Raw genomic sequence first — 24,003 nt, forward strand, 5'->3', positions numbered from 1 at the left:
GTATTCGGGGTTATGCACTCTCGACTCAGATCACGGCCCGGATCACGCTCGGATTTTCCGGATGTTGATCTGGGCTGGTTGTGATTTGAGTTCGTTGTGACTTGAGTTCGTTGTAACCGGGTTAAAAATTCGCTGTTTTCAGAAGCTGTTGTAACTGATACCTAAACGATAGGTCGGGCCATATTCTTCATATTGAGCGTTGTATTTTGTGTTGTTCTGGTAGGCGTAATACGGCTCATCGGTAATGTTCGTTATGGCAAAATTGACTTTCAGCTGTGCGCTAATATTGTAAGCCGCGCTGAAGTCCAGCTGAGTCTGGGCATCCTGATAAATGTCCCCGGACTTATCTCCGGCAGCGCTGACTTCCAGCAGATAATCCGATTTGTAGTTACTCGCCAGGCGTAACATCAGGCCGTGTTTTTCGTAACCCAGCACCAGGTTGGCGGTGGTGTCCGAATGATTGGGGAGCTGGATATTGCGCTGGCCGCCGGCGTAATTCAGTTGTGCTTGTGAATCGCTGAGGGTCAGGTTGGCTGAGACTAATAAACCATCAAACGGTGCTGCCAGCTGTGTCAGTTTTTGTGAGGCCGCCAGTTCGATACCCGTTAATGTGGCAGCGTTACCGTTATCGTAACTTTCGACTTCACTGTAGGTTTCAAAGCCCGGCTGGCCGGCAATATCGGCCTGATAAATAAAGTCCTGAATATCTTTATAAAATAATGCGGCTGAGATTGCGCCGGCGGTACCGGTGTAATGTTCGATGGAAAAATCCAGGTTGCTGGACGTCATAGCATCCAGTTGTGGATTGCCGGATTCCGCTTCATCTCCCTCTGAAGCCAGTGCCGGCGCCATCTGTTCGAAGGTTGGCCGGACCACAGAATTGCTCCAGGCTGCACGCAGCTGGGTGTCGTCGTTTAACCGGTAACGTGCCTGCAGGTTCGGTAGCACATGACTGTAGCGATTGTCGTCGCGGTAGGCGGTGAACACCTCGGCATCTTTATCAAACGCTGAGCCGTCAAAGTCGTGTTGCGTTGCTTCGTAACGTACCCCGGCCAGCAGCAATAAATCGTCCAGCTCCATATTGGCCATCAGGTAAGCGGCGTTAATGGATTCTTCGATACGATAGTCTTCGATGCCGGAATCTTCGGCGTTAATAAAGTCGGATTTATTCAGTGCATTGATAATATTGCGGACTTTGCTGGCAGAAATCTGTGGGCCAAAACGACCGAGGCCATAATCTGCCTCACCAGAGCTGAAGTTATTCAGTGTCAGTTGGCTGTCGCTGAAACCATGGTCGGTAAAGTCTTCAAATTCATACGCATCAATTTGTGACTCTTTTTCACGTTCACTCATCTTGGCGCCAAACTTCAGCTGAGACGGGTAATCGTTAATAAAGATATCGCGGGTCAGGTCGATGCGGAAACTGGTTTGCTGATCTTCGGTCAGCGCTTCTTCGTATTCGATTTTATCCAGCTGATATTGGTCGCCGTTGTAATAAGCAGCCGGGGCAATTAATCGCGGTTTCCGGCTGTTGCTGAAACCTATGCCATCGAGTTCGGCCTCGAATACCGCACCACCGATACCACCGGGCTCGTCTTCCTGAGCTTTGCTGTAACCTAATGCGTATTCCAGCGTCCAGTCATCGATAAAATGTTCGCCTCCCAGGGTGGTGGATAATATTTCCTGGGTTTCTTCGCGATCTTTTAATTCGCGGGCAACTTCAGCCAGGCCGGTGTCACCGGCAGCGCGGGGGCTGTCTTCGAACACATTTTCATTTTCATCGGCATCAAAAACTTCTTCGCCAAAGGTAACGACGTTGGCCAGACGTTGCTCGTCGTCTTTGTAGGAGCTGTACAGGTTACGCAGATAAAAACGATTGGCCGCGTCCCATTCCAGATCAAAGTTCAGTGCTGCACCAATACGTTCACGTTCGATGCGATAGTCACGTTGCTCCAGTTCTTCCAGCTGCCCGCCATCCCAGGCGCCACCGGTTTCAACGTTGTCGGAGCCAAATTTGCGCTGATCGTAACTGAAGGCGGCGGCAACACCTAAACGCTGGCCGCTGTTAAATTCAAAGGTATTACCGGCCGATGCACCGTAGGCCGGACTGGTCTGGTCGGTTAATTCATCGTATTTGGCTTCTGCCCGCAGGGAGTAAAAACCACCTTCACGGTTCAGCGCCGACAGGCTTTCGACTTCAATGGAGCCGCCGATGGCATTGGCATCCATATCCGGTGTCAGGGTTTTGGTGACCACCAGCGCGCTGATTAAATCGGCTGGCATGACATCCAGGGCGACGGCGCGACGGCCGCCTTCCGGAGCGGGTAACTGGGTGCCGTTAACGGTGACGGCATTGAGGTCGGGGCTGATGCCACGTACTCGTACAAACCGGCCTTCGCCCTGGTCTCGTTCGATGGATAATCCGGGCACCCGCTGTAACGCTTCGGCGGCATTGCTGTCGGGTAACTGACCAATGGCATCGGCATTAATCACACTGATGGTGTTGTCAGCAAAACGCTGGCGGTCAAGTGCTTTCTGAACCTGAGCAGCCTGACCAATAACCAGAATTTCTTCCAGTTCTGAGTCTGCTTCGTTAAGTAAAATAGTGGTTTGGGTGGTCTGATTGTCCGTCACACGGATGGTTTGTTGTTTTACCGCTTCACCACCCACAATCACACTCAGGGTGTAATTCCCGGCGGGTAATACCGGGATGCGGAAACGACCGCTGGCACCGGTTAAAACGTCACGCTTCAGTTCATCGACACGGATCAGGGCATCGGTGTAGGTGGTTTTTCCCTGCACATCCATTAACCGGCCTTCGATATTGCCATCGGCCTGGGCCAGGCTGGCACTGAATAAGGCAATGGTGGCTGCCAGGGGTTTGATCGGGAACGTCATAAATCCTCTCCATCCGTTGTTGTCGTGGCCGTTACCGGCTCTGAGATGGCGCAGACGGTAAAAATCCGCTGTTGCAGTTATGTGACAGTGGTGCAGCGCAAACCCCGTCCGGGCGGTTTTTGGCCGGCTAATGAGCTGATTTAACCCCATGGATTTTTAGTCCTGCTGCTCTGACACGTGTGGCCAGGCGGTATTTCCCCTCAGTATATAAATAGGGTGTATTGCTCATCGCACGTTGCGCAACAACCTTAAAAAAATCACGCCACGGGTATGAGCTGAAACGACCTGCCGGTTTTTGGCTGAATGTCACAGAGCTGTCACAGACAACTGGATAATCGCCGCTGTTTCTTATTGTTCACGGTAGATCGTTATGTGGCATCGCCTGGCTCTGCATCGTAATAAACTGATCCTGATCGCCGTGTTATGGCTATCGTCTTTAGTTGCGACGCTGTGGCTGGGAGAATTAAAAGCCATTGCGATGGTTGACTGGCTGGACGTGGTTGGCGAAGGGGGCAGTGCGTTGGCACTGGCGTTGTGGCTGGTGTTAATTCTGGCCAGTCGGCCAGCCGGGCGGGTAACGGATTGGTTAACCCTGGGGCTGGGTTTTATGTTCCTGGCGATGTGGCAGGACGCACTGGATGAATTTGTCCAGCTGGTCATTGTGCAATGGTGGGATCAGTGGCTGGAAAACTTTTCCATGCCGCTGGGCATTGGTCTGTTAACTTATGGTTTGTTTCACTGGCACAGTGAACAGCTGGCGATAAACGAGCAGCTGAAAAAACGTGAGCGGCTGTTCCGTGAGCACCGCATGTTAGACCGGCTGACTCAGATCGGAAAAATTGATTATCTGAAAAAGCAGCTGGAATCGCTTGTTAATCAGAGCCGTGAGCTGCCACTGGCGTTGCTGATGATTGATGTGGATGATTTTGCCTTAATTAATCGCCATTTTGGTCACCGCCAGGGTGACCGCTTATTGCATCAGCTCAGCGAATTATTATTGCTGAATTTACGCGATGGTGATCTGATCTGCCGTTATGGTGGTGATCGTTTTGCCGTGTTATTACCGCACACTGAAGAATCGCGGGCGCAGGAGATTGCTGCTGAGTTGCAGCAGGCGGTGCAATATTTTGCTTTTAAAATTCAGCCCACGGGTGAAAGCCGTTATCAGCGTATCAGTGTCGGGCTGGCCTGGACGCGCTCTGCCGACGAGCTGCAGCCGGCGGAATTTATTCACCGGGCTAATCAGCAACTGGCACGCTCCCGTCAATGGCAGGAACCGGACTGATGCCGCCGGCTCCGCAATGGTGTGATGGCGACGACGCCGCTATTGCAGCACACTGGTACCCGGCATTATTAATTGATTTGTTGGTGGCGCGCGGTATCAGCAGCCATAAAATTCTGCGCGCTACCGGAATATTTTACGAAGATCTGGTCGCGGGTGAGCAACAGTTGTCGGTGCGGCAATTATTACAGCTGATTAAAAATGCCCGTTCACTGGAGCCGGAGGCTGACCTGAGTTTTCGCTGGGGCAGTGGTGCTTTACCCGGACATTGTGGCGCTTTCAGCCAGCTGCTGGGCGGCTGTGCGAATATGGCGGAATTTCTCCAGCTGCTGGTACGTTACCGGCGCATTTTTTCGCCATTAATGGTGCCACGGCTGTTCAGTGACGAACGTTTTGTGTATCTGTACTGGGTCGCCGCCAGCGGGCTGGGGGAACAGCAACAATTTTTGCGTGAAGTTGCGATGAGTTCGGTGGTGTCGGCCAGCCGTTGGCTGCATGGCCGGCATTTGCCCTGGCGGTTTGTGTTTCAGGGCGCGGAGCCGGAACAGCGCGAGTTATATTCGCTGTATTTTTCCGATCAGTTGCAATTTGATGTTGGCATCGATCTGATGATGCTGGACAAACACTGGTTGCAGCAGCCTTTTCCCAGCACCGCAACGGCGCTGAGTCAGACCGCTCAGCGGGCGTTACAACATCAGTGTGATGCCTGCTGGCAGCCACCTCTGACCACGCCGTTATTTGTTGAGGCGGTGTATCAGTGGCTCAGTGAGCATATTCAGCAGGCGCCCGGACTGGAGTGTACCGCCCGGGCTTTTTGTATGAGCCCGGCAACCTTTAAGCGTAAGCTGAAAAAACATCAGTGTGGCTTCCAGGAAATACAGGATCAGGTGCGGTTACACACCAGCCTGTATCTGTTTCTGATTAATGACTGGAGTAACGAGCAGGTGGCGAATTATTTAAATTTTAACGACACCACCAACTTTCGCCGTGCATTTAAGCGCTGGAGTGGTACCACTCCCAGCACCAGTAAACAGTTATTTCAACTCAGTGTCTGTTGAGTCGTCAGAGAAAACACACGGCATCGCCGATGTCTGCGCGATCGGTACGGGTTTTATTGGCTGCGGCGTCTTCATCAGCGTAACCAAACGACATACCAAACAAAATGCCGCGCTCTTCCGGTAACTCAAGGAAGCTGCGCACGACGTCCGGGAATTGCCCCAGTGCGCCTTGCATACAACTGTCGATGCCTCGTTCTTTCAGTAACAGGGTTAAGGTCTGGGCGTAAATACCGACATCCACAGCGCCCATGATACCGAGGTATTTATCCATGGTGAAAAACGCCACGTGAGGGGCGTCGAAAAAGGCCCAGTTACGTAACATGGCCATGTTACGTTTCATCTTGTCATCGCGCTCAATGCCCATTGAACTGTATAACGCGTTGGCCGAGCCAAACTGGCGCTCGCGGTGAATGCCCTGATAGGCAATTTTCCAGTCGAAGTCCGGTGCCGGCGGCTGTTGCTTCATTACCTCAGCAATCAGACGGTTTTTTAATTCATCTTTTCTGGCGCCGGAAACCACATAGGTTTGCCAGGGTTGCACGTTGCAGTTCGACGGTGCCTGTTGCGCCAGGGAAAAAATTTCCTGCAACTGGGCCGGTTCGACGGCATCTTTTTTAAATGCACGAACGGAATAGCGTGAATTCAGAATGTCGCTGAGTGCCATAGTGTTTTCCTGTTTTATTGTTCGATTTGTCACAACGATGGGGTGATGGTACCAGCCGGGGCCAGCGAACAAAGTGTGCAGAAGTGACAGAAGGCGTGGGAAATGTGTTCAGCCCCGCCATGGGCAGGGCTGAAAGCGGAGACTTATTTGGCTAACAAATAGTTCACCAGCAGGGGAACCGGACGACCGCTGGCGCCTTTGCTTTTACCAGCGCCACCCCAGGCGGTACCGGCAATATCCAGATGAGCCCAGGGGGTGCCTTCGGTAAAGCGTGCCAGGAAACAGGCGGCGGTGGTTGCACCGGCCAGCGGCCCGCCGATATTAGCCATATCGGCAAAGTTGGTGTCCAGCAACTCCTGATAATCGTCTTCCAGCGGCAGGCGCCAGACCTTGTCGTTAGCGTAACGGGCCGCGTGCTGCAGTTCATCGGCCAGCTGTTCATCCTGGGTGAACAGACCGGAGTTCACGCCACCCAGGGCGGCCATACAGGCGCCGGTCAGGGTGGCAATATCGACCACTGATGCCGGTTTGAACTGGTCGATGCCATAAGTCAGGGCATCACACAACACCAGCCGGCCTTCGGCATCGGTGTTGAGGATTTCGATGGTTTTGCCCGATAAACTGGTAACCACATCACCGGGTTTTGAGGCGTGACCGGACGGCATATTTTCAGCACTGGTGATCATACCGATGATGTTGCGTTTCGGTTTCATGGCGATAATGGCCTGCATGGCACCCAGTACCGAAGCTGCACCACACATGTCGTATTTCATTTCGTCCATCTTGGCGCCCGGTTTCAGGCTGATGCCGCCGGTATCGAAAGTGATGCCTTTACCGAGAATAATATGAGGGGCCTCACTGGCATCCTCTGCGCCCTGATAACGGATGATAATCAGTTTGCCCGGCTCAACAGAGCCTTTCGCGACTGAGACAAACGCGCCGGCTCCCATGGCTTCGAGCTGGTCTTCATCAATAATGGTGGTTTCCACCGCCTGATCGGCGGCCAGCTTGATGGCTTCTTCAGCAAGGTAGGTAGGGGTGCAAATATTACCGGGCATATTACCCAGCTCACGAGCGTAATTGACCCCGGCGGCAATGGCGCCGCCTTTGGCCAGTTCGGCAGAGACATCATTCCCCAGCCAGATCAGGGTGTCGGTTTGTTGGCTGTCTTCTTCAGCGTTCGCCCGGGTCGCGCTGAAACGGTATTGTGCGCGGCCAAAGGCCATCACCGCCTGTTCTGCCCACCAGCCTTCACTCAGAGTGTCGTTGCTCAGCCCGGACAGCGCCAGCGCAACGCTGGTGTTGGTTTTGACGTTAGCGGCGATGGCGTCGAGAATTTTGCTGGCAGATGTGGCGTTTTGTGGCTTATCGCCCGTGCCAACCAGCAACACACGCTCGGCAGCAATACCGGCAACGCCAGGTAATAACAGGGTTTCTGCCAGTTTGCCCTTGATATCGCCGGCATCAATACGGGCCTGCAGGAAGCCATTCGCGGCATTATTTATTGCGCTCGCAGCCTCAGACAACTTGCCTGACTGGTCGAGAGTGACGACAATACAGCTCGCCTGAATATCGGCGGCCGGACTCTGGGAAACCTGATAGTGCATATGTGCTCCTGCAGTTGGGTGTGGTGATTACCACGATGATTCACTGAATAACAGTAGATGCTGCCGGTTTTTCAGATTACAAGGCCCCGGGCCTGTTAAACTGCCTGGCTGTAACGGCTGTCCGGCAACAATAAACAGCTGATAGTAGCAGCTGTCTGAGCGAAAGGTTGTATGGTTTGATTTTATTTCGATATCTGGCCCGGGAACTGGCCGGATCCATGGTGGCGGTGACCACTGTGTTGCTGATGATTTTAATGAGTGGTCGTCTGATTCGCCAGCTGGCATCGGCGGCGGCGGGTGAAGTATCACTGGAAATCGTGTTTTTTACCCTGATTCTGCGTCTGCCGTCATTTCTGGAAATGATTTTGCCGCTGGCGTTATTTATTTCCATTCTGCTGACCTATGGCCGGTTATACGCCGAGAGTGAAATGACGGTGTTAACCGCCACCGGTTTTTCCAATAAAAAACTGCTGGGCTACACCATGATACCGGCGCTGGTACTGACTACTATTGTGGCCAGCTTTACCCTGGTGCTGAGTCCCTGGGGGGCGCAGAAAATGGAAGAGTTGTATAAAAAACAATCTCAGCTGACGGAGTTTGAGTTGCTGGCGCCGGGGCGTTTTCAGAGTACTGAAAAAGGCAGCCGGGTAACCTATGCCGAAAGTCTGTCGTCGGATAAATCGGAAATGCGCCACGTGTTTATTGCCGATGGCGGTAGCTTGCTGGTGGCCAAGCGTGGCACGCAATACGTCAGTGACGAAACCGGTTCACGCTTTCTGGAATTACACGACGGCCGGCGTTACGACCTGGTGCCGGGGCAGCTGGATATGCAGTCCCTCGATTTTGATTTATACGGGGTGAAAATTGCCGATGAACCGGAAGAACGGCGTAAATTGCGTAAAGAAGCGGTACCGACGCTGCAACTGATTGGTTCCGATAACAGCAAACATCAGGGGCAGTTACGCTGGCGCTTGTCGTTGATTCTGATGGTACCGATCGTCACACTGATTGCTTTTCCGTTGTCGAAAGTGAACCCACGGCAGGGGAAATTCGCTAAGTTATTCCCGGCGGTGGTGCTGTTTATGGTGTATATCTCGCTGATTATTGGCCTGGTTGGCATGATCGAAAAAGGCAAAATTCATCCCGATGGCCCGATCTGGATATTACATGCGGTGTATCTGGCCATTGGTGTTGGCTTATTAACCATTCCTGAGTGGCTGCGCCGCCGTAAGGTGAAACAACTGTGAACCGGCTGGATAATTACGTTGCCCGCAATGTGTTGTTTGCCACCCTGATGGTGGTGGTGGTGATTGCCGGGCTGGATGCTATTTTTGCCCTGGTCGATGAGCTCGGCCGGCTGAAGGGTGAATATCAGTTTATTGAAGCGCTGCAGTTTATTTTTATGCGTTTGCCACGGCGCATTTATGAATATATGCCGATGGCTTGCCTGATTGGTTGCCTGGCCGGATTGGGCAGTATGGCCGCGAACAGCGAATTAACCGTGATGAGGGCGGCGGGTATTTCCGTCGGCCGTATTACGCTGGCGGTGATGAAGCCGGTGCTGGTGCTGATGGTGATCAGTATGTTGATTGCCGAATACGCTATTCCGCCGCTGGAGCGCATTGCTCAGTCACAACGGGCCGTGGCCCAGGGTAAGGATGAAACCTTATCCAATAAAGGCCGGGGCTACTGGCACCGTGAAGGCAATGAGTTTATGCGTTTCACTGCCATCGAACCCAACGGTGTATTACACGGCGTGACCCTGTATCGCTTTAATGAGGCGTCTGAATTACAGCGCATACGCACGGCGAAACGGGCTATTTATCAACGTGGCCAATGGCAGATGGAACAGGTTTCGGATGTGCTGATTTATTCCGATCACACCGAACGCCAGTCCCAACCCAGCCTGATGTGGGAAACCGGCCTGACCCCGGCCAGCCTGAATGTGGTGATGGTATTGCCGCGTGATATGTCGATTTCCGGGTTGTATCAATATACCCGCTATTTACAGCAGCAGGGGCTGAATGCAGACAATTATCTGTTGTCGTTCTGGCGTAAGGTAACTCAGCCGCTGGGCACCATTGCGCTGGTGATTTTGGGGATTTCGTTTATTTTCGGGCCGCTGCGGGCAGTGACTCCGGGACAACGGATTTTCTCCGGTATTCTGGTCGGGCTGGTGTATAAATACGCCGAAGAACTGCTGGCGCCGGCCAGTATCGTGTTCGGCTTTGAACCGGTATGGGCCAGTATTATTCCGATTGCCGGCTGTATGTTGGTGGGACTGCTGATGATGCGTAAAGCGGGTTAACGCGCTTTACGCATCTTGGGCTGCGGGTAAGTCAGGATTGGCGCGCGGCTTTCGGAATAAACACCACCCGGGTCAGGGATGCCATGTCGTGCCAGTTGCGTTGTTGTTTGTCGATTAACATCCAGAAAAAACCCAGGCCAAAAATCACGAATGAAAAAAAGCCGATGCCGACCCGCAACATACACTGGCTCAGTTGCAGCGGTCCGTCATTTTCGTTGACCAGTTTCAGTCCCCAGGCTTTCATGCCAATGGTCTGGCCGTTACGCCGGCGCCACGAATCGCTGTAATAAAAAAAGGCGATGATAAAAAATACGGAGAAATTGACCGCGGCTGGTAAAGTGCCCGGGAATTCTCCATTATTGAGCGCTTTAATAATGGCGACCAGAGCAAAGCCGGCCATAATGTACAGCGCGAGCAGGATCAGGCCGTCATACACCATTGCCGCCAGGCGGCGCGCTAACGACGCGGTTGGGTAATTTTTATCAGACATAGAGGTTCCGGAGTGCAACTTTTTCAACGCGGGCATCATAACAAAAGCCCGGCTCAACTTCAGGCGCTTTCCCTGTGACCCGCCTGCAGGCCTGGCTGCTGGCAGCGCGCCCGAAAACTTTACCGGCTGTGGTTGCTCCGGTACTGGCTGGCCAGTGGCTGGCCTGGAACGCAGCAACAGACAATTTTTCATTTTTACTGGCGGCAATGGTGTTGTTCTGTGCCCTGTTGTTGCAGGTGGCGGTGAATCTGGCCAATGATGTGTTCGATTTTCATCACGGTGTGGATCAGGCTGGCCGTTTGGGGCCTGCCCGGGCGGCACAGAGTGGCTGGTTAACGTCACAACAATTAATCGCCGGCCTGCGTTTCATATTGTTGCTGGCGGCCGTTTCCGGATTGTATCTTGTCTGGCAGGGAGGCTGGTGGTATCTGCTGCTGGGAGGGCTCAGTCTGCTGGCGGCGCTGGCCTACAGTGCCGGACCTTTTCCGCTGGCTTCCAACGCCCTGGGCGAAGTCACGGTGTTTTTGTTTTTTGGTTTACTGGCGGTGGCTGGCGGATACACGTTACATCAGCTGACGCCTGACTGGCAGGTGTGGCTCACTGCTGCCGCCTTTGGCTGCCTGACTGCGGCCATTATGCTGGTTAATAATATCCGCGACCGTCATTCCGATGCGCAAGCAGGCAAACATACCCTTGTGATTCTGTTAGGGGTGGGTGCCTCGCGGGTGTTATACGTGGTGCTGCTGGCTTTGCCGGGTATCTGGTTGTGTGATCAGAGCGGTTTTGGTGGTTTGGTGGTGTTGCTGGTGGCGTTATTACTGGCGCGTGGCATTTTTTATCGTGATGGTGCGGCACTGAATCGCCAGCTGGCACAAAGCGCGTTGTTTTGTTTGTTATACGCGGCGGTTTTTGTTGCAGGTCAATGGCACACACGCTGAAAACCGGACAATCGGATACAGAGATGAGCAGAGGAAACGTAATGGTCGATTTAGCAGATATCCGTAAGGAATACACTCAGGGACGGCTGGATGAAACCACCTGTGCCGACAACCCGGTGGTACAGTTCCATGCCTGGTTTGAACAATACCGCGACAGCAATCCGCCGGAGCCTACCATCATGACGGTAGCCAGTGTTGATGAGCAGGGTCAGCCATGGCAGCGGATTCTGTTGCTCAAGGGTTATGACGAGCACGGCTTTGTATTTTTTACCAATTTCAACAGCAATAAGGGCCAGCAGTTACAGGCCAATCATAAAGCCAGTCTGCATTTTTTCTGGATTGAGATGGAACGTCAGATTCAGATCCAGGGAGAGGTGGAAAAAATCTCCCGCCAGCAGGCGGAGCAATATTTTCACTCGCGTCCGCGCGAAAGTCAGTTAGGTGCCTGGGCATCGGCTCAGAGTCAGCCGCTGGACAATCGCCAGCAGCTGGAAGATCAGTTTGCGGATGTCAGCCGTCGCTACGAAGGCCAGCAGGTACCGTTGCCGGAGCACTGGGGTGGTTTCCGGCTGAAGCCACAGCGCATGGAATTCTGGCAGGGCGGTGCACACCGGCTACACGACCGGGTGGAATATCTGCGGCAAACAGAGGATGACTGGTGCAAACAGCGTCTGAACCCCTGAGCGGTCGCCGTCAGTCACGGCTCAGCGAAAAACTGATGTCGGTGACCAGGGTGTGGTCAGTTAAGGTACGCCGGAACTGACCCTGCATCTGGCTGGTGATGATAAATTCACACAGTTCCGCCTGGTGTGGCTGCTGCATCGCCTGAGGATCGGAGCAGTTCGCCAGGCTGAAATCATCCTGCAGGCTGAACGTCAGCGTCAGCTGTGCCTGGTCATCCTGCAGTGCCAGGCGTAATTCCAGTGCCTGAGTACAGTTCAGTGCCGGTTCTCTGGTAATCAGGCACTCGCAGATAAAGCGGATCAGCTGCCGGTTGTCATCCAGAATCAGCGACAACGGCAGGCGGAAGGTCAGTGGAATATCGGCCAGTGCCGTTTGCTGCTCACACCATTGTTGTAAACAATGACTCAGGTCGAGGGTTTCTGCCTCGCCGTTCAGGGCGATATCAAGGTAGTCACGGATCAGTTCCAGGTTGGCCTGATGGTTGTGCTGTAACTGCTTCAGAATCAGCTGGTTGAGTGTGTTGTTCAGACAATTGCTCTGCGCCTGTTGCAGCCGTTCCAACTGCTGGGTCAGCTTCTGGATATTGACCTTGGCGCGCTGTTGTTCTTCATACAATTCTTCGGTGCGTTTGGTGACCTTGTTTTCCAGCGAAATCGCCAGTTCCTGAGCCTGCAGGCTGGCGCTCAGTTCTTTGGTTTTATCCACCATGCAAATCAGGATTTCACCCGGCCGGTTTTCGGCGTAGCTGGCAATCTGGATGGTGACATCCAGCCATTTTTCTTCACCCGACAATACCTGCAGATGCAGGCAGGTCTGTAACCGGCCGATACGGCCAAACAACAGCTGGTTGAATTTTTCCCGTTGTTCGTTGCCGTGTTCACCAATGATCATATCGCGCAACCGCTCCATCGGATGGGGCATGGCTTCCAGCTCAGCCTGGGTCGCCCCCAGCAAGGCGGCAAAATGATAGTTGCACTGGATGCGGTCTTTGTCGCTCTGATACTGGCAGAAACCCAGTGCCGCGTTATCAATGGCCAGGGCCAGTCGTTCTTTGGTGTCTTCCAGCTGAACCTTGGCCTGCTCCTGTTCAATAACATCCTGCTTCAGGGTATGACGCATTTTATTAATGGCTTCGGCGACCAGGTCGAGTTCATCACGTTCGTTATGTTTGATTTTCAGGTCGAGCACCTGATCGAGATTGTCGAGGGAAAACTCATCAGCCCAGTGCGACATGATTTTCAGACGCCGGGTAATCAGCAGGCGAACGATAAATAACACAAAAACCGACACGGAAAACGTTTTCAGGAACTGGGTTAATAAAATCTCCAACGCCTTATCTGCCAGTTCCTGATACAGGCCAGCGTAATTGATGTCGATAAACAGGGTGCCCAGATTGTAGGATTTTCCGGCGCTGAGATAAGTCAGCGGGAACGAATGGCGCTGATCGTTGCGCGCCAGGACGTCACCGGCGCTGTGAATAAGATCGTTTTCGGTTTCGATATAGACGTAAACCACACCGGGAAAATTAAGAATGCCTTCCAGCTGAGTATCGATCTGGCGGGTGTCAAAGTTCCACAGGCTGTAACTGATACTTTGCTGATAACTGGTGCGGATCTGGCTGATGCTGTTGCTGTATTCATTAATACCACGATAGTAATCGCTCAGCAGGATCATGCTGAAAGTAACCAGAGTGACAACAAAACTGAAAGTCAGCAGGTAGGACAACAGCTTGACACCAACGCGGCGACGTTTCTCTTTGGTTTTGTTGAGCATAGGTTTAGCCAGTATCCGGACTCTCTGCGGGCGTTAGCCTAACTATAGCTGTGACTGCACCTGACAATCTAACCTTTCGGCCGTATTTTCTCAGGATTCGGTTAGTTTTTTTAAAAAATGTGCCAACAACAGTTGTTCAGTGTAAAACAAACGGCTTTTTTGATCTGACCCCGTATTCCGTTTGGTTACCGATGGAGCGCTTTTTATTTCTTGATTTGTATCAAAAAGGGGCAGGCGTAACGCTTTAATCTGAGCTCATCTTATGACGCACATGATTAAGGAGTGCTAAATGAAACTGTTAAAAACCCTGTTAGCGAGTGCGGTTGCAGTAGCAGCGATGCCAGCTCTGGCGTATGACGCAGGCGATATTATTGTTAAAGCGGGTGTGGTTAATGTAAATCCGAAAGAAGACAACATTGATGTGGGTGGCGCTTATGCCCAAATCGGTGATGACACTCAGCTGGGTGTTACCGCAACCTATATGGTGATGCCTCAGGTTGGTGTGGAAGTGCTGGCAGCAACTCCGTTCAGCCACGATGTGAAGCTGAACGGGAATAAAATTGCGGACACCAAACACCTGCCACCAACCGTGTCTGCTCAATATTACTTGCTCGATCCGGCATCTAAGCTGCAGCCATATGTTGGCTTAGGTGTGAATCATACGTTCTTCTTTGACGAATCGGATGATCTGAAGCTGAAAAAAAGCTGGGGTTTGTCGTACTCTGCCGGTCTGAACTACGATATCGATGATCAGTTTATGGCTAACGTGGCAGTATGGAAAATGGATATTGATTCAGAGCTGTCGAGTAACGGAAACAAGGTTGCTGATGTCGAAATCGACCCGCTGGTCTTTATGGTCGGCGCGGGTATGAAGTTCTGATAACCGCTCGCTGAATAAAATCCCTGTCGTATTACACGGCAGGGATTTTTTTGTGCTAACTGCCGGCGACGGCATCAGGCTGGTAATTCAGAATATCCTGTTTAAAACGGCGCGATACCGGATATTCACCAATCCAGATTTTCAGCAGGGCATCGTATAAATCTTTGCCTGGCAGAATGCCTTTTGTTTCTCCTTTGATCACCACCCGTGAGCCAACACCGGGCACATAATCGACGTAGCCCTGATCACCGCGTTCCATCTTACTGTCGAACATTTTTACCAGTTTGTTCAGGCGGTCTTCGAGTTGCAGCGCCTGTTCGCGGCTGACATTCAGCTGCAGTGCTTCGTACATGGCTTTGGCAATCCGGCGCCCGGAAACCCGATCGACCAGAATATGGTAAACGATGCGTTTATATCCCGGGTCGTCGATCAGCTGCTGGGCGTTACTGGCCGGATTTTCCATATACAGCAGGCCAACGTAGGTATCGATCAGATAATAATAACTGCGCACTGAGGCGCCATTCAGCAACAGGGCGGGTTGTTCCGGCTGTGGGCTGAGTTGTTCGGCAAAGTTGTAGTCAGCAATCTGGCGTGCCTGGCTGAGGCTGCTGCTGATTATCAGAAACAGTGTCAGGCTAAAGCGTAGAACGGTGGTCATCGTCGTCCCCTTTTTTATTGTTGTGTGCATCCTGCCTGCATCAATCTAGCCCGATGACGGGTTTCAGGCAATGGCTTTTTCGGCAGCGATTAACGGGGAATTACAGGAGTGGCGCGCTGAGGCGCAGCAGTTTATTCAGTAACCGTTTGGGCACGGATGTTTCCGGTTGCAGAGGCTTAGCATCGTTCAGATCCCGGCGTAACATGGTTTCGGTCTGGCCGGCAAAGTGGTTACCACGAATCAGGGCGTTGGCTTCAAAGTTAATCCGTAATGAACGGTTATCCATATTGGCGCTGCCAATGCAGCTCCAGTTGTTATCGATTAATAATACCTTCTGATGCATAAAGCCGGGCTGGTAGGCGTAAAAGCGAATGCCCATCTGAGTCAGATCTTCGACGTAACTCTGCATCGCATGCTGTACAAACCATTTGTCGGTTTGTTGCGGAATCAGCACCCGCACATCCAGGCCACGCAGGGCGGCCAGCTTCAGTGCCGCCAGGGTGGGGATGTCGGGAATAAAATACGGTGTGGCTATCCAGATACGGTGTTGTGCCTGGTTAATCAGGTGGCACAACGACAGGCTGGCACTCTCCTGGGTGTCGGCCGGACCGGTGTTAATACACATAACCGCATCATCATGGGTGTCGCTGAACGCATAAGGCTGCCATGGACAGTCGGGCATGGTCTGGGTGGCCCAGTACCAGTCTTCGCAAAACGACAGCTGAAACGGTAAGGATGCCGGACCTTCGATATCGACGTGGGTATCACGCCAGCGTCCTTCACTACCCCAGGCCAGGTATTCATCACCCAGATTAATACCACCCACAAAGCTGTGACGGCCATCGACCACCATCAGTTTGCGGTGATTGCGGAAGTTCAGTTGCATGCGGTGACGCAGTTTCCAGGAGTTAAACTGACTGACCTGTACGCCACCCTGTTGCAGCCGGCGTAAAAATGCCCGGCTCAGACCGTGGCTGCCGATTTCGTCATAAAGAAAGTAGACCCTGACTCCCTGTTGCGCTTTGTCGATCAGCCGCTGGCTCATTTGCCGGCCGGTGTCATCGTCACGGACGATATAAAACTGCATACAAATAGAGTGTTGAGCGCTGTCGATGGCTTGCTGCATCGCTGCAAAAGTGGCGTCGCCATCAATCAACAGACTGCAGCGGTTCGAGTGTGTCAGCGGCAGGCGGAAAAAATTATACAGCGGCTGGGTGACGGCTTCGGAGGGCAGCGCATAGGGCTGGAGCTGGTGGCGGATATTGTGCCCCAGTGCATTAAGGCGGGTATCGCCCTGGCGCCGGGCGAGGCGATAGCCGTGGAATTTACGGGTGCCGAATAACAGGTACAGCGGAATTCCGACGATCGGCAGCAACAGCAGAGCCAGACCCCAGGCGATGGTACCCTGGGCGGTACGGCCCTGCCAGATGGCATCGAGTGAAAAGACGATGCCCAGCAGGTACACCAGAAAGGTGATTGACCACCAGTCGAATAAATCCATTGCAGCCTCTTATCCAGTACGGCAATGAATTATGGGAGTAATGTTACATACCAATCAAGCGCATAAATTCATTACGTGTTGCCTGGTTTTCGCGGAATACTCCCTGCATTACCGAAGTGCGCATCATGGAGTTTTGCTTTTGTACACCACGCATCATCATGCACATATGCTGCGCTTCGACAATCACGCCAACACCACGACAACCGGTGACGTCGGTAACGGCATTCGCGATTTGTTTGGTCATGTTTTCCTGAATCTGAAAGCGGCGGGCGAATACATCGACGATGCGGGCAAACTTAGACAGCCCCAGTACTTTGCCATCGGGCAGGTAACCAATGTGGCATTTGCCAATAAACGGCAACATATGGTGCTCACACATGGAATAAAACTCGATGCCCTGGACCGCGACCATTTCATCGTTATCGCTGCTGAATACCGCGCCGTTGACCACTTCTTCCAGGCTGGTGGTGTAACCACTGGTCAGAAACTGCATCGCTTTGGCAGCCCGTTTCGGTGTGTCCAGCAGGCCTTCGCGGTTAACGTCTTCGCCCAGTTCGGCGAGCACCTGGTGATAAAGTTGGTCAAGATTCGACATGAGTTATCCGTTGTGTAAAAGGGCTAAAAAATAATGCCTGAGTAGTTTACTCAAATTTAACAAACCTATACAACATAAGTGTTATGTATAAGTTTTTGTGCGCGGGGATGGCTGCAAGCCGGCCGGAGGCACCAGTGGCCGGCTGTCACTCAGAGGCCCAAGGCGTTGCAGAAAACGGCTTGCTCCTGCCGGCGCCGGGCGATCTGAGGTCCAGTGTAATGCCAGTTGGCCGGTGCTGTCCGCTTGTGGCGTTAATAATGTCGCTACCCGGCGGGCAATGGCGGCACCGGAGTCAATCCAGTGTATCGCGGGCCACAGCTGCTGCATCAGCGGTTTCAGCAACGGGAAATGAGTACATCCCAATACCACATGAGACATCTGTGGGTGTTGCTGAAACCAGGGATTCAGATGGTCATACAGGTTGTCGGGGGCAACCCCTGTGTGCAGATAGTGTTCGGCCCAACACACCAGCTCAGCACTGCCAAAACGTTCAACCTTGCAGTGTTCGGCAAAATCCTGGATCAGGTCGCTGATGTACAGCCGGGTAACAGTTGCCGGAGTGGCCAGCAGTCCGATCTGGCCGTTGCCGGCCAGTTGTGCGGCGGGTTTGATCGCCGGCACCACACCCACTACCGGAATCGTCAGCTGCTGACGTAATAAGGGCAGTGCCAGGGTGCTGGCGGTATTGCAGGCAATTACCAACAGATCCGGCTGCAGCTGATTAACTGCGGCCAGACAAACCGTCAGAACCCGGTTGCTGAGCTCGTCATCGTGTTTGACGCCGTAAGGAAACGCCGCATCATCCATCAGGTAGTGCAGATTCAGCTGTGGTGACTGCAGGCGAACCTGCTCAAGTACGCTGAGCCCGCCGACACCGGAATCAAAAAATAATACGCTTTGCGTCATTGTCGCTACTGGATGAATGAAAGCGCGGATTCTAACAAAGATGCACCCATATTGCCGCTAATTTTGCCTGACCACGGGTGAAACCCGAACCAGCATCTATACTGTCGGCAATGTTGAATGGAGCTGTATCCGAGTGGAGCTGACGGAGCTACTGGAAAACGCCAGGCGGAATGAAGCCCTGCTGAAGCGTTTGCAGGCGTTTGAGCTGCAATTATTGTCCTGCCAGACCTGGCTGGATTTTCTGACCCTGTTACTCGAAGGGTTACCCGCCCAGTTCGATCTGGATGCGGCGACTCTTAAGGTATGCGATCCGGATGGGGAGCTGAAAGCCACCATGCTGCAGTCTCTGGATATCGAACAGGGCGTGTTACTGAATCAGCTTGAATTTCAGAGTCGGGTACCGGTCATTGAGGCGGGCTCGGTCACTCCGCCACCGCCCTGGAGAAGTGGTCTGGCGTTGCCGTTATTGCGCAACGACGTATACCTCGGTCAGTTGCGGCTGTATTCCGCCAGTGATGATCGCTTTCAGCCCGGTATGGCGACCGATTTTATGCAACACCTGGCGGCGGTTACGGCGGCCTGTCTGGTGATGGTAAAACAGTCGGAAGAGCAGGCCCGGCTGGCGTTGACGGATCCGCTCACCGGAGCCGAAAACCGGCGCGGATTTGAACGTGCTTATCAGCGCGAATGGTCGCGGGGCCAGCGCCAGTATCATGTGTTTGCGATGGTGCTGCTCGATATTGACCATTTTAAACAGGTAAATGATGTACACGGCCATGGCACCGGCGACCGGGTGCTGAAGCAATTGTGTAAAACGCTCAAGCGTGTGATGCGACCGACGGATCACCTCGGTCGTTTGGGCGGCGAAGAGTTTGCACTGATTTTGCCCGGCTGCCAGCCGGATCAGCTGGCGCGTGTTGTCGAGCGGGTGCAGCAGGCCATCCGGCAGCTGGATGTCATGAACGACCAGCGTCAGCGGGTACCGTTATCCGCCTCCGGCAGTTATATTTCTATCACCCCCAGGCCCCATCAGCAGTTGCAGCTGAGTGATGTGCTCGATTTTCTCGATCGTTATCTGTATCAGGCGAAAAAGCAGGGGCGTGATCGCTTTCTCAGTGTTGAACAGTGACCTGTATCAAGGGCGGAGCAGACGCCTGGTTTAGGGTAATGAATCTGTCTCAGTATTTTTTCATTGATTGCCTGCGGAGCCTGTATGACGCAAAAAGCCACGGCTGAAATAACCTTGCCTGCCCGGCAGCCAGAAGCGGTTGAAACATTGCATATGCCTTACGCCGAACCTTTATCAAGACAACAGTACGAGCAGCAAAAACAGCAATTGCAGATCGAACTGCTGAAAATGCAGAGCTGGGTAAAAGAAACCGGCCAGAAAGTGGTGATCGTGTTTGAAGGGCGTGATGCCGCCGGAAAAGGCGGAGCGATTAAACGTTTTATGGAGCACCTTAACCCACGTGGTGCGCGGGTGGTGGCACTGGAAAAGCCGAATGCCAGCGAAAGCAGCCAGTGGTATTTCCAGCGTTATATTCAGCATTTGCCGGCCGCCGGTGAAATCGTGCTGTTTGACCGTTCCTGGTACAACCGCGCCGGGGTCGAGCGGGTAATGGGGTTTTGTAATAACCACGATTATCTGGAATTTATGCGTGAAGTGCCGGAGCTGGAACGTATGTTTGTACGTTCCGGAATCCGCTTGTTCAAGTTCTGGTTTTCCGTCAGCCGTGAAGAGCAGCTACGGCGCTTTCAGAAGCGCCAGGTCGATCCGCTGAAACAATGGAAACTCAGTCCTATCGATCTGGCCTCACTGGATAAATGGGAAGCGTATACCGAAGCCAAAGAGGCGATGTTTTATTATTCCGATCACAGCGATGCCCCCTGGACGGTGGTGCGTTCTGACGATAAAAAACGTGCCCGGCTGAACACCATGAAAGTGGTACTGAATCAGCTGGATTACAGTAACAAAGACGGCGCTGTTGATCTGACTCCGGACCCGCTGATTATTCAGTCTGCGACCGATGCGCTGGACTGCTGACTGAGGTCGCGCCGCTGTGTCATGTAACTGTGTGGCCTGTAACTGTGTGGCTTGTGACGGTGGCGGGCGTTTAAACGTGTAAACCGATGTTACCGCCCGCGCAGCGATGGTAAACTGCCGCTTTTAAACGCTGGCCGGTTACAGGAAATATCAGTCAATTATGCGCTTGAAAGCGATCAAATTGTCGGGCTTTAAATCCTTTGTTGATCCGACGACGGTACCTTTTAATACCAACATGACGGGCATTGTTGGCCCTAATGGCTGCGGTAAATCGAATACCATCGACGCCGTGCGTTGGGTGATGGGTGAAAGCTCCGCCAAATACCTGCGTGGCGATGCCATGACTGACGTGATTTTTAACGGTTCAGCGGAGCGCAAGCCGGTCAGTAAAGCCAGTGTCGACCTGATTTTCGATAACTCTGATGGCACCCTGCGGGGTGAATACGCCAGTTATAACGAAATCAGCCTGCGTCGTCAGGTGACGCGTGATGGCCAGTCCAGTTATTACCTGAACGGCAGCAAATGCCGCAAAAAGGACATCACCGATATTTTCCTCGGCACTGGTCTGGGGCCCCGTTCATACGCCATTATCGAGCAAGGCATGATTTCCCGCCTGATCGAGGCCAAGCCGGAAGAATTGCGGGTCTATGTTGAGGAAGCGGCCGGCATTTCCAAATACAAAGAACGGCGCCGGGAAACGGAAAACCGTATGCGCCGCACCCAGGAAAATCTGGAGCGGTTACAGGATATCCGTGAAGAGCTGGAACGCCAGCTGGCCCACCTTAAACGCCAGGCCGATGCGGCGGAAAAATACAAAGAATACAAAGCCGAAGAACGGCAGAAGAAAGCCCAGTTGCAGGCGCTGAAATGGCAGATTCTGGACAATGACTACCGTCAGCGTGAGCAACAGATTAGCCAGCATGAAGTGCAGTTTGAAGCCCATATGGCCGAACAGCGCGGTGCCGATGCCGATATTGAAGTCTTGCGGCTGGAGCACAGCGACAAAACCGAGCAGTTTAACCGCGCTCAGGCCCGCTTTTATGAGGTGGGTTCGCAGATTGCCCGTCAGGAACAAAAGGTTGAGCACCAGGCGCAGATGGCACTGCAGCTCGATCAGGAAATGGCGGAGGTGGAAAAATCCATCCTCGATACTCAGAGAGCGCTGGAAGAAGACCAGATCCAGCTGGAAGCGATTGAAGAACAGCGTTTGCAGCTGGAGCCAGAGCTGGAGATGTTGCTGGCCGGAGAAGAGGAATCCGCACAATCGCTGGCGCTGGCAGAAGAGAATCAGCAGCAGTGGCAGGAACAGTGGGAGCAGTTTACTCAGCGTGCCAGTGAGCCGACCCGCCAGGCCGAAGTGGCGCAAACCCGGATGCAGAACATAGAGCAACAGCTGACGCGCTTACAACAGCAGGTCGAACGTCTGCAGGGAGAGCAGCGGGAGCTGGCTGAAAACCCGGAGCTGGAAGAAATTCAGCTGTTGCAGGAAGAGGTTTCCGAGCAGGAAATGGCGTCCGAAAGCCTGCAGGAAAAAGTCGACAGCCTGCAGCAGCAGGTCAATCAGTCGCGCGATGAACTGGAAGCCCGGCGGCGTCAGCTCGATGATGGTAAGCATCAGCTGCAACACTTTATCAATCGTAAAGCGACGCTGGATGCGCTGCAGAAAGCGGCGCTGGGTGAAGGTTCGGAAGCCGTCAGCCACTGGCTGGAAAGCCATCAGTTGGCCCGTAAGCCGCGACTGGCCGAGCAGTTGCAGGTTGACGAAGGCTGGGAAGTGGCGGTGGAAACCGTACTGGGGGATTATCTGCAGGCGGTGGTCATCGACGACCTTGACCCGGTGCAGCACTGGCTCGCAAACCTGAAAGAAGGTCAGTTGGTGTTATGGCAGCAGGCAGCCGTGGCGGCGGCAACGGTTGCACCGGTTGCCGGATCGCTGCTGCATAAAGTCCACAGCGGTCAGGACGTATCCGGCTTGCTGGCCCGGGTCAGAACGGCTGATGATCTGACTCAGGCACTGGCGCTGCGCAGCAGTCTGCAGGCTGATGAATCGGTGATTACCGCCGATGGTATCTGGCTGGGCCCCGGCTGGTTGCGGGTCGCCAAAAGTGCTGACGGTGAAGGCGGTGTGCTGGCGCGTCAGCAGGAGCTGGAAACGCTGGAGCAACAGATTGAAGAGCTGGACATTCAGGTTGATGAATGGGAAGTCGACCTGGAAGCCGACCAGCTGAAGCTGCGCAGTGCGGAACAGCAGCGGGAAGTGGCTCAGCGTGAGTTGCAACAGGCCAGCCAGCAGTTGATTCACCTTAAGTCTCAGCTGTCGGGCAAACAGGCCCGGGCCGAACAATTTGCCATTCGCAGCGATAAACTGGAACAGGATATCCGCGAAACCCGTGAGTTGCAGACGCTGGAGCGCGAAAGTCTGGAGGAAATCCGGCTGCAATGGCAGGAAGCTATGTCGGCGATTGACGAAGACAGCGGCGAACGTGAACGCCTGCTGCAACGCAAAACCGCAGTACAGCAGGCGCTGGATCAGGCGCGGATGGCGGCAGGGCAAAATAAAGACCGCAGTCATCAGTTGCAGTTACAGGTACAGGGCCTGACCACCCGGCAACAAAGTCTCAATCAGGCGGTAGCGCGCCTGGCCGAACAAATGCAGCGCCTGCGTGAACGCCGCGCTCAGATTGAAGCCAATCAGCAGCGTGATCACAGCAGTGATCTGGACGAGTTAAAAGCCCAGCTGGAAGAGTTGCTGGAGCATAAACTGGACGCTGAACAGCAGATGCAAACAGCACGGCATGCGCTGGAACAGGTTGATACGCAATTACGTCAGCTGGAGCAAAAGCGGGCGGATGCTGAGAAAAAAGCACTGGATGTGCGCAGTGAGCTGGAAAAAGTGCGGATGGAATGTCAGGCACTGGATATCCGCCGCCAGGCGCTGGTTGAGCAGTTACAGGAAGAAAAACTCAGCCTGGAGCAGGTACTGGAAACCATGCCGGCTGATGCCGATCCGGACATCTGGCAGCAGGAGTTACAGAAACTGGCGGAACGGATTCAGCGTTTAGGGGCGATTAACCTGGCGGCCATCGAAGAATACAAAACCCAGTCGGAGCGGCAGGTGTATCTGGATGCGCAACATGCAGATCTGGAGAAAGCGTTATCGACGCTGGAAGGTGCAATTCATAAAATCGACCGCGAAACCCGCACCCGTTTTAAAGAAACCTTCGACAAAATGAACGCCGGCCTGGCGGAATTATTTCCTAAGGTCTTTGGCGGTGGTCATGCGTCGCTGGAATTAACCGGTGATGATTTGTTGGATACCGGGGTCGCGATTATGGCGCGGCCGCCGGGCAAGAAAAACAGCACCATTCATCTGTTATCCGGTGGTGAAAAAGCGCTGACCGCGATCGCTCTGGTGTTTTCGATTTTCCAGCTGAACCCGGCACCATTCTGTATGCTGGACGAAGTGGATGCGCCACTGGATGATGCCAACGTTGGTCGCTACGCCCGGCTGGTGAAAGCTATGTCGGAGAAAGTTCAGTTTATTTATATAACGCACAATAAGATCGCGATGGAAAAAGCGTCGCAGCTGATGGGGGTGACCATGCACGAGCCCGGTGTATCACGCCTGGTGTCGGTGGATGTGGAAGAAGCGGCAGAAATGATTGACCAATAACCAATTGCGGCGGCAATTAGCAAAAAAGTGCAAAATCCGCTAAC

General features: G+C 53.3%; 19 protein-coding genes. 10 read left to right on the forward strand and 9 right to left on the reverse strand.

The genetic code is table 11. From position 1 onward, the window contains the following. Window positions 1–138: 138 nt before the first annotated feature. A complete protein-coding gene (locus ACFOMG_RS06180) occupies window positions 139–2,898 on the reverse strand; it encodes a TonB-dependent receptor (protein WP_376865450.1) in 2,760 nt (919 codons plus the stop codon). Between the two features lie 370 nt (window positions 2,899–3,268). Here ACFOMG_RS06180 and ACFOMG_RS06185 point away from each other — a divergent pair, with 370 nt between their 5' ends. Both ACFOMG_RS06185 and ACFOMG_RS06190 read left to right on the forward strand, forming a co-directional pair. Then, window positions 3,269–4,183 carry a GGDEF domain-containing protein gene (locus ACFOMG_RS06185; RefSeq protein WP_376865452.1) on the forward strand — a complete coding sequence of 305 codons (915 nt, stop codon included), beginning with the start codon at window positions 3,269–3,271 and terminating at the stop codon, window positions 4,181–4,183. Beyond that, window positions 4,183–5,238 carry an AraC family transcriptional regulator gene (locus ACFOMG_RS06190; RefSeq protein ID WP_376865453.1) on the forward strand — a complete coding sequence of 352 codons (1,056 nt, stop codon included), beginning with the start codon at window positions 4,183–4,185 and terminating at the stop codon, window positions 5,236–5,238. Before ACFOMG_RS06185 ends, ACFOMG_RS06190 begins: the two co-directional genes overlap by 1 nt. A 4-nt stretch (window positions 5,239–5,242) precedes the next feature. Here ACFOMG_RS06190 and ACFOMG_RS06195 read toward each other — a convergent pair whose 3' ends face one another. Further along, window positions 5,243–5,902, reverse strand: a complete 660-nt coding sequence (locus ACFOMG_RS06195; RefSeq protein ID WP_376865454.1) for a nitroreductase — start codon at window positions 5,900–5,902, stop codon at window positions 5,243–5,245. Window positions 5,903–6,045: 143 nt separating this feature from the next. Beyond that, window positions 6,046–7,509 carry a leucyl aminopeptidase gene (locus ACFOMG_RS06200; RefSeq protein WP_376865455.1) on the reverse strand — a complete coding sequence of 488 codons (1,464 nt, stop codon included), beginning with the start codon at window positions 7,507–7,509 and terminating at the stop codon, window positions 6,046–6,048. A 176-nt stretch (window positions 7,510–7,685) separates the two neighbouring features. Here ACFOMG_RS06200 and lptF point away from each other — a divergent pair, with 176 nt between their 5' ends. Then, the gene (gene lptF / locus ACFOMG_RS06205; RefSeq protein WP_376865456.1) at window positions 7,686–8,756 is read left to right on the forward strand and encodes an LPS export ABC transporter permease LptF; all 1,071 of its coding nucleotides are present in this window, start codon (window positions 7,686–7,688) and stop codon (window positions 8,754–8,756) included. Continuing rightward, complete coding sequence (gene lptG / locus ACFOMG_RS06210) at window positions 8,753–9,817, forward strand: LPS export ABC transporter permease LptG (protein WP_376865457.1); 1,065 nt, start codon at window positions 8,753–8,755, stop codon at window positions 9,815–9,817. Before lptF ends, lptG begins: the two co-directional genes overlap by 4 nt. A 31-nt stretch (window positions 9,818–9,848) precedes the next feature. On the opposite strand, the gene ACFOMG_RS06215 is transcribed toward lptG, so the two are convergent. Continuing rightward, window positions 9,849–10,307, reverse strand: a complete 459-nt coding sequence (locus ACFOMG_RS06215; RefSeq protein ID WP_376865458.1) for an RDD family protein — start codon at window positions 10,305–10,307, stop codon at window positions 9,849–9,851. Between the two features lie 74 nt (window positions 10,308–10,381). Between ACFOMG_RS06215 and menA the strand changes: the two genes are divergently transcribed. After that, a complete protein-coding gene (gene menA, locus ACFOMG_RS06220) occupies window positions 10,382–11,245 on the forward strand; it encodes a 1,4-dihydroxy-2-naphthoate octaprenyltransferase (protein ID WP_376865459.1) in 864 nt (287 codons plus the stop codon). 41 nt (window positions 11,246–11,286) lie between these two features. Beyond that, window positions 11,287–11,928, forward strand: a complete 642-nt coding sequence (gene pdxH / locus ACFOMG_RS06225) for a pyridoxamine 5'-phosphate oxidase (RefSeq protein ID WP_376865460.1) — start codon at window positions 11,287–11,289, stop codon at window positions 11,926–11,928. 10 nt (window positions 11,929–11,938) lie between these two features. Here the strand turns inward: pdxH and ACFOMG_RS06230 are convergent, their stop codons facing one another. Further along, window positions 11,939–13,702 carry a hypothetical protein gene (locus ACFOMG_RS06230; RefSeq protein ID WP_376865461.1) on the reverse strand — a complete coding sequence of 588 codons (1,764 nt, stop codon included), beginning with the start codon at window positions 13,700–13,702 and terminating at the stop codon, window positions 11,939–11,941. A 289-nt stretch (window positions 13,703–13,991) separates the two neighbouring features. Here ACFOMG_RS06230 and ACFOMG_RS06235 point away from each other — a divergent pair, with 289 nt between their 5' ends. Then, a complete protein-coding gene (locus ACFOMG_RS06235; protein WP_376865462.1) occupies window positions 13,992–14,582 on the forward strand; it encodes an OmpW/AlkL family protein in 591 nt (196 codons plus the stop codon). Window positions 14,583–14,637: 55 nt separating this feature from the next. Here ACFOMG_RS06235 and ACFOMG_RS06240 read toward each other — a convergent pair whose 3' ends face one another. From ACFOMG_RS06240 to murI, 4 genes are all read right to left on the reverse strand, one after another. Then, window positions 14,638–15,240: a chalcone isomerase family protein gene (locus ACFOMG_RS06240; RefSeq protein WP_376865463.1), complete on the reverse strand. Its 603-nt coding sequence runs from the start codon at window positions 15,238–15,240 to the stop codon at window positions 14,638–14,640. A 100-nt stretch (window positions 15,241–15,340) separates the two neighbouring features. Beyond that, window positions 15,341–16,741 carry a cardiolipin synthase gene (gene cls, locus ACFOMG_RS06245; protein WP_376865464.1) on the reverse strand — a complete coding sequence of 467 codons (1,401 nt, stop codon included), beginning with the start codon at window positions 16,739–16,741 and terminating at the stop codon, window positions 15,341–15,343. A gap of 43 nt (window positions 16,742–16,784) precedes the next feature. Then, window positions 16,785–17,336, reverse strand: coding sequence for a GTP cyclohydrolase I FolE (gene folE, locus ACFOMG_RS06250; protein WP_376865465.1), 552 nt, complete (start codon window positions 17,334–17,336; stop codon window positions 16,785–16,787). Window positions 17,337–17,417: 81 nt separating this feature from the next. After that, complete coding sequence (gene murI / locus ACFOMG_RS06255; RefSeq protein WP_376865467.1) at window positions 17,418–18,242, reverse strand: glutamate racemase; 825 nt, start codon at window positions 18,240–18,242, stop codon at window positions 17,418–17,420. A 133-nt stretch (window positions 18,243–18,375) separates the two neighbouring features. Here murI and ACFOMG_RS06260 point away from each other — a divergent pair, with 133 nt between their 5' ends. The 3 genes from ACFOMG_RS06260 (at window position 18,376) to smc (ending at window position 23,959) form a co-directional block, all read left to right on the forward strand. Beyond that, on the forward strand, window positions 18,376–19,371 hold the full coding sequence (locus tag ACFOMG_RS06260) for a diguanylate cyclase (protein ID WP_376865468.1): 996 nt from the start codon (window positions 18,376–18,378) through the stop codon (window positions 19,369–19,371). A gap of 84 nt (window positions 19,372–19,455) precedes the next feature. Continuing rightward, window positions 19,456–20,286, forward strand: coding sequence for a polyphosphate kinase 2 (ppk2, locus tag ACFOMG_RS06265; RefSeq protein WP_376865469.1), 831 nt, complete (start codon window positions 19,456–19,458; stop codon window positions 20,284–20,286). A gap of 160 nt (window positions 20,287–20,446) precedes the next feature. Beyond that, window positions 20,447–23,959 (forward strand): chromosome segregation protein SMC, encoded by a 3,513-nt coding sequence (gene smc, locus ACFOMG_RS06270; protein WP_376865470.1) that lies wholly within the window; start codon window positions 20,447–20,449, stop codon window positions 23,957–23,959. The last annotated feature ends 44 nt before the right edge of the window (window positions 23,960–24,003 follow it).

The sequence above is a fragment of the Bacterioplanoides pacificum genome (assembly GCF_042648445.1).
Taxonomy (GTDB): domain Bacteria; phylum Pseudomonadota; class Gammaproteobacteria; order Pseudomonadales; family Oceanobacteraceae; genus Bacterioplanoides; species Bacterioplanoides pacificum.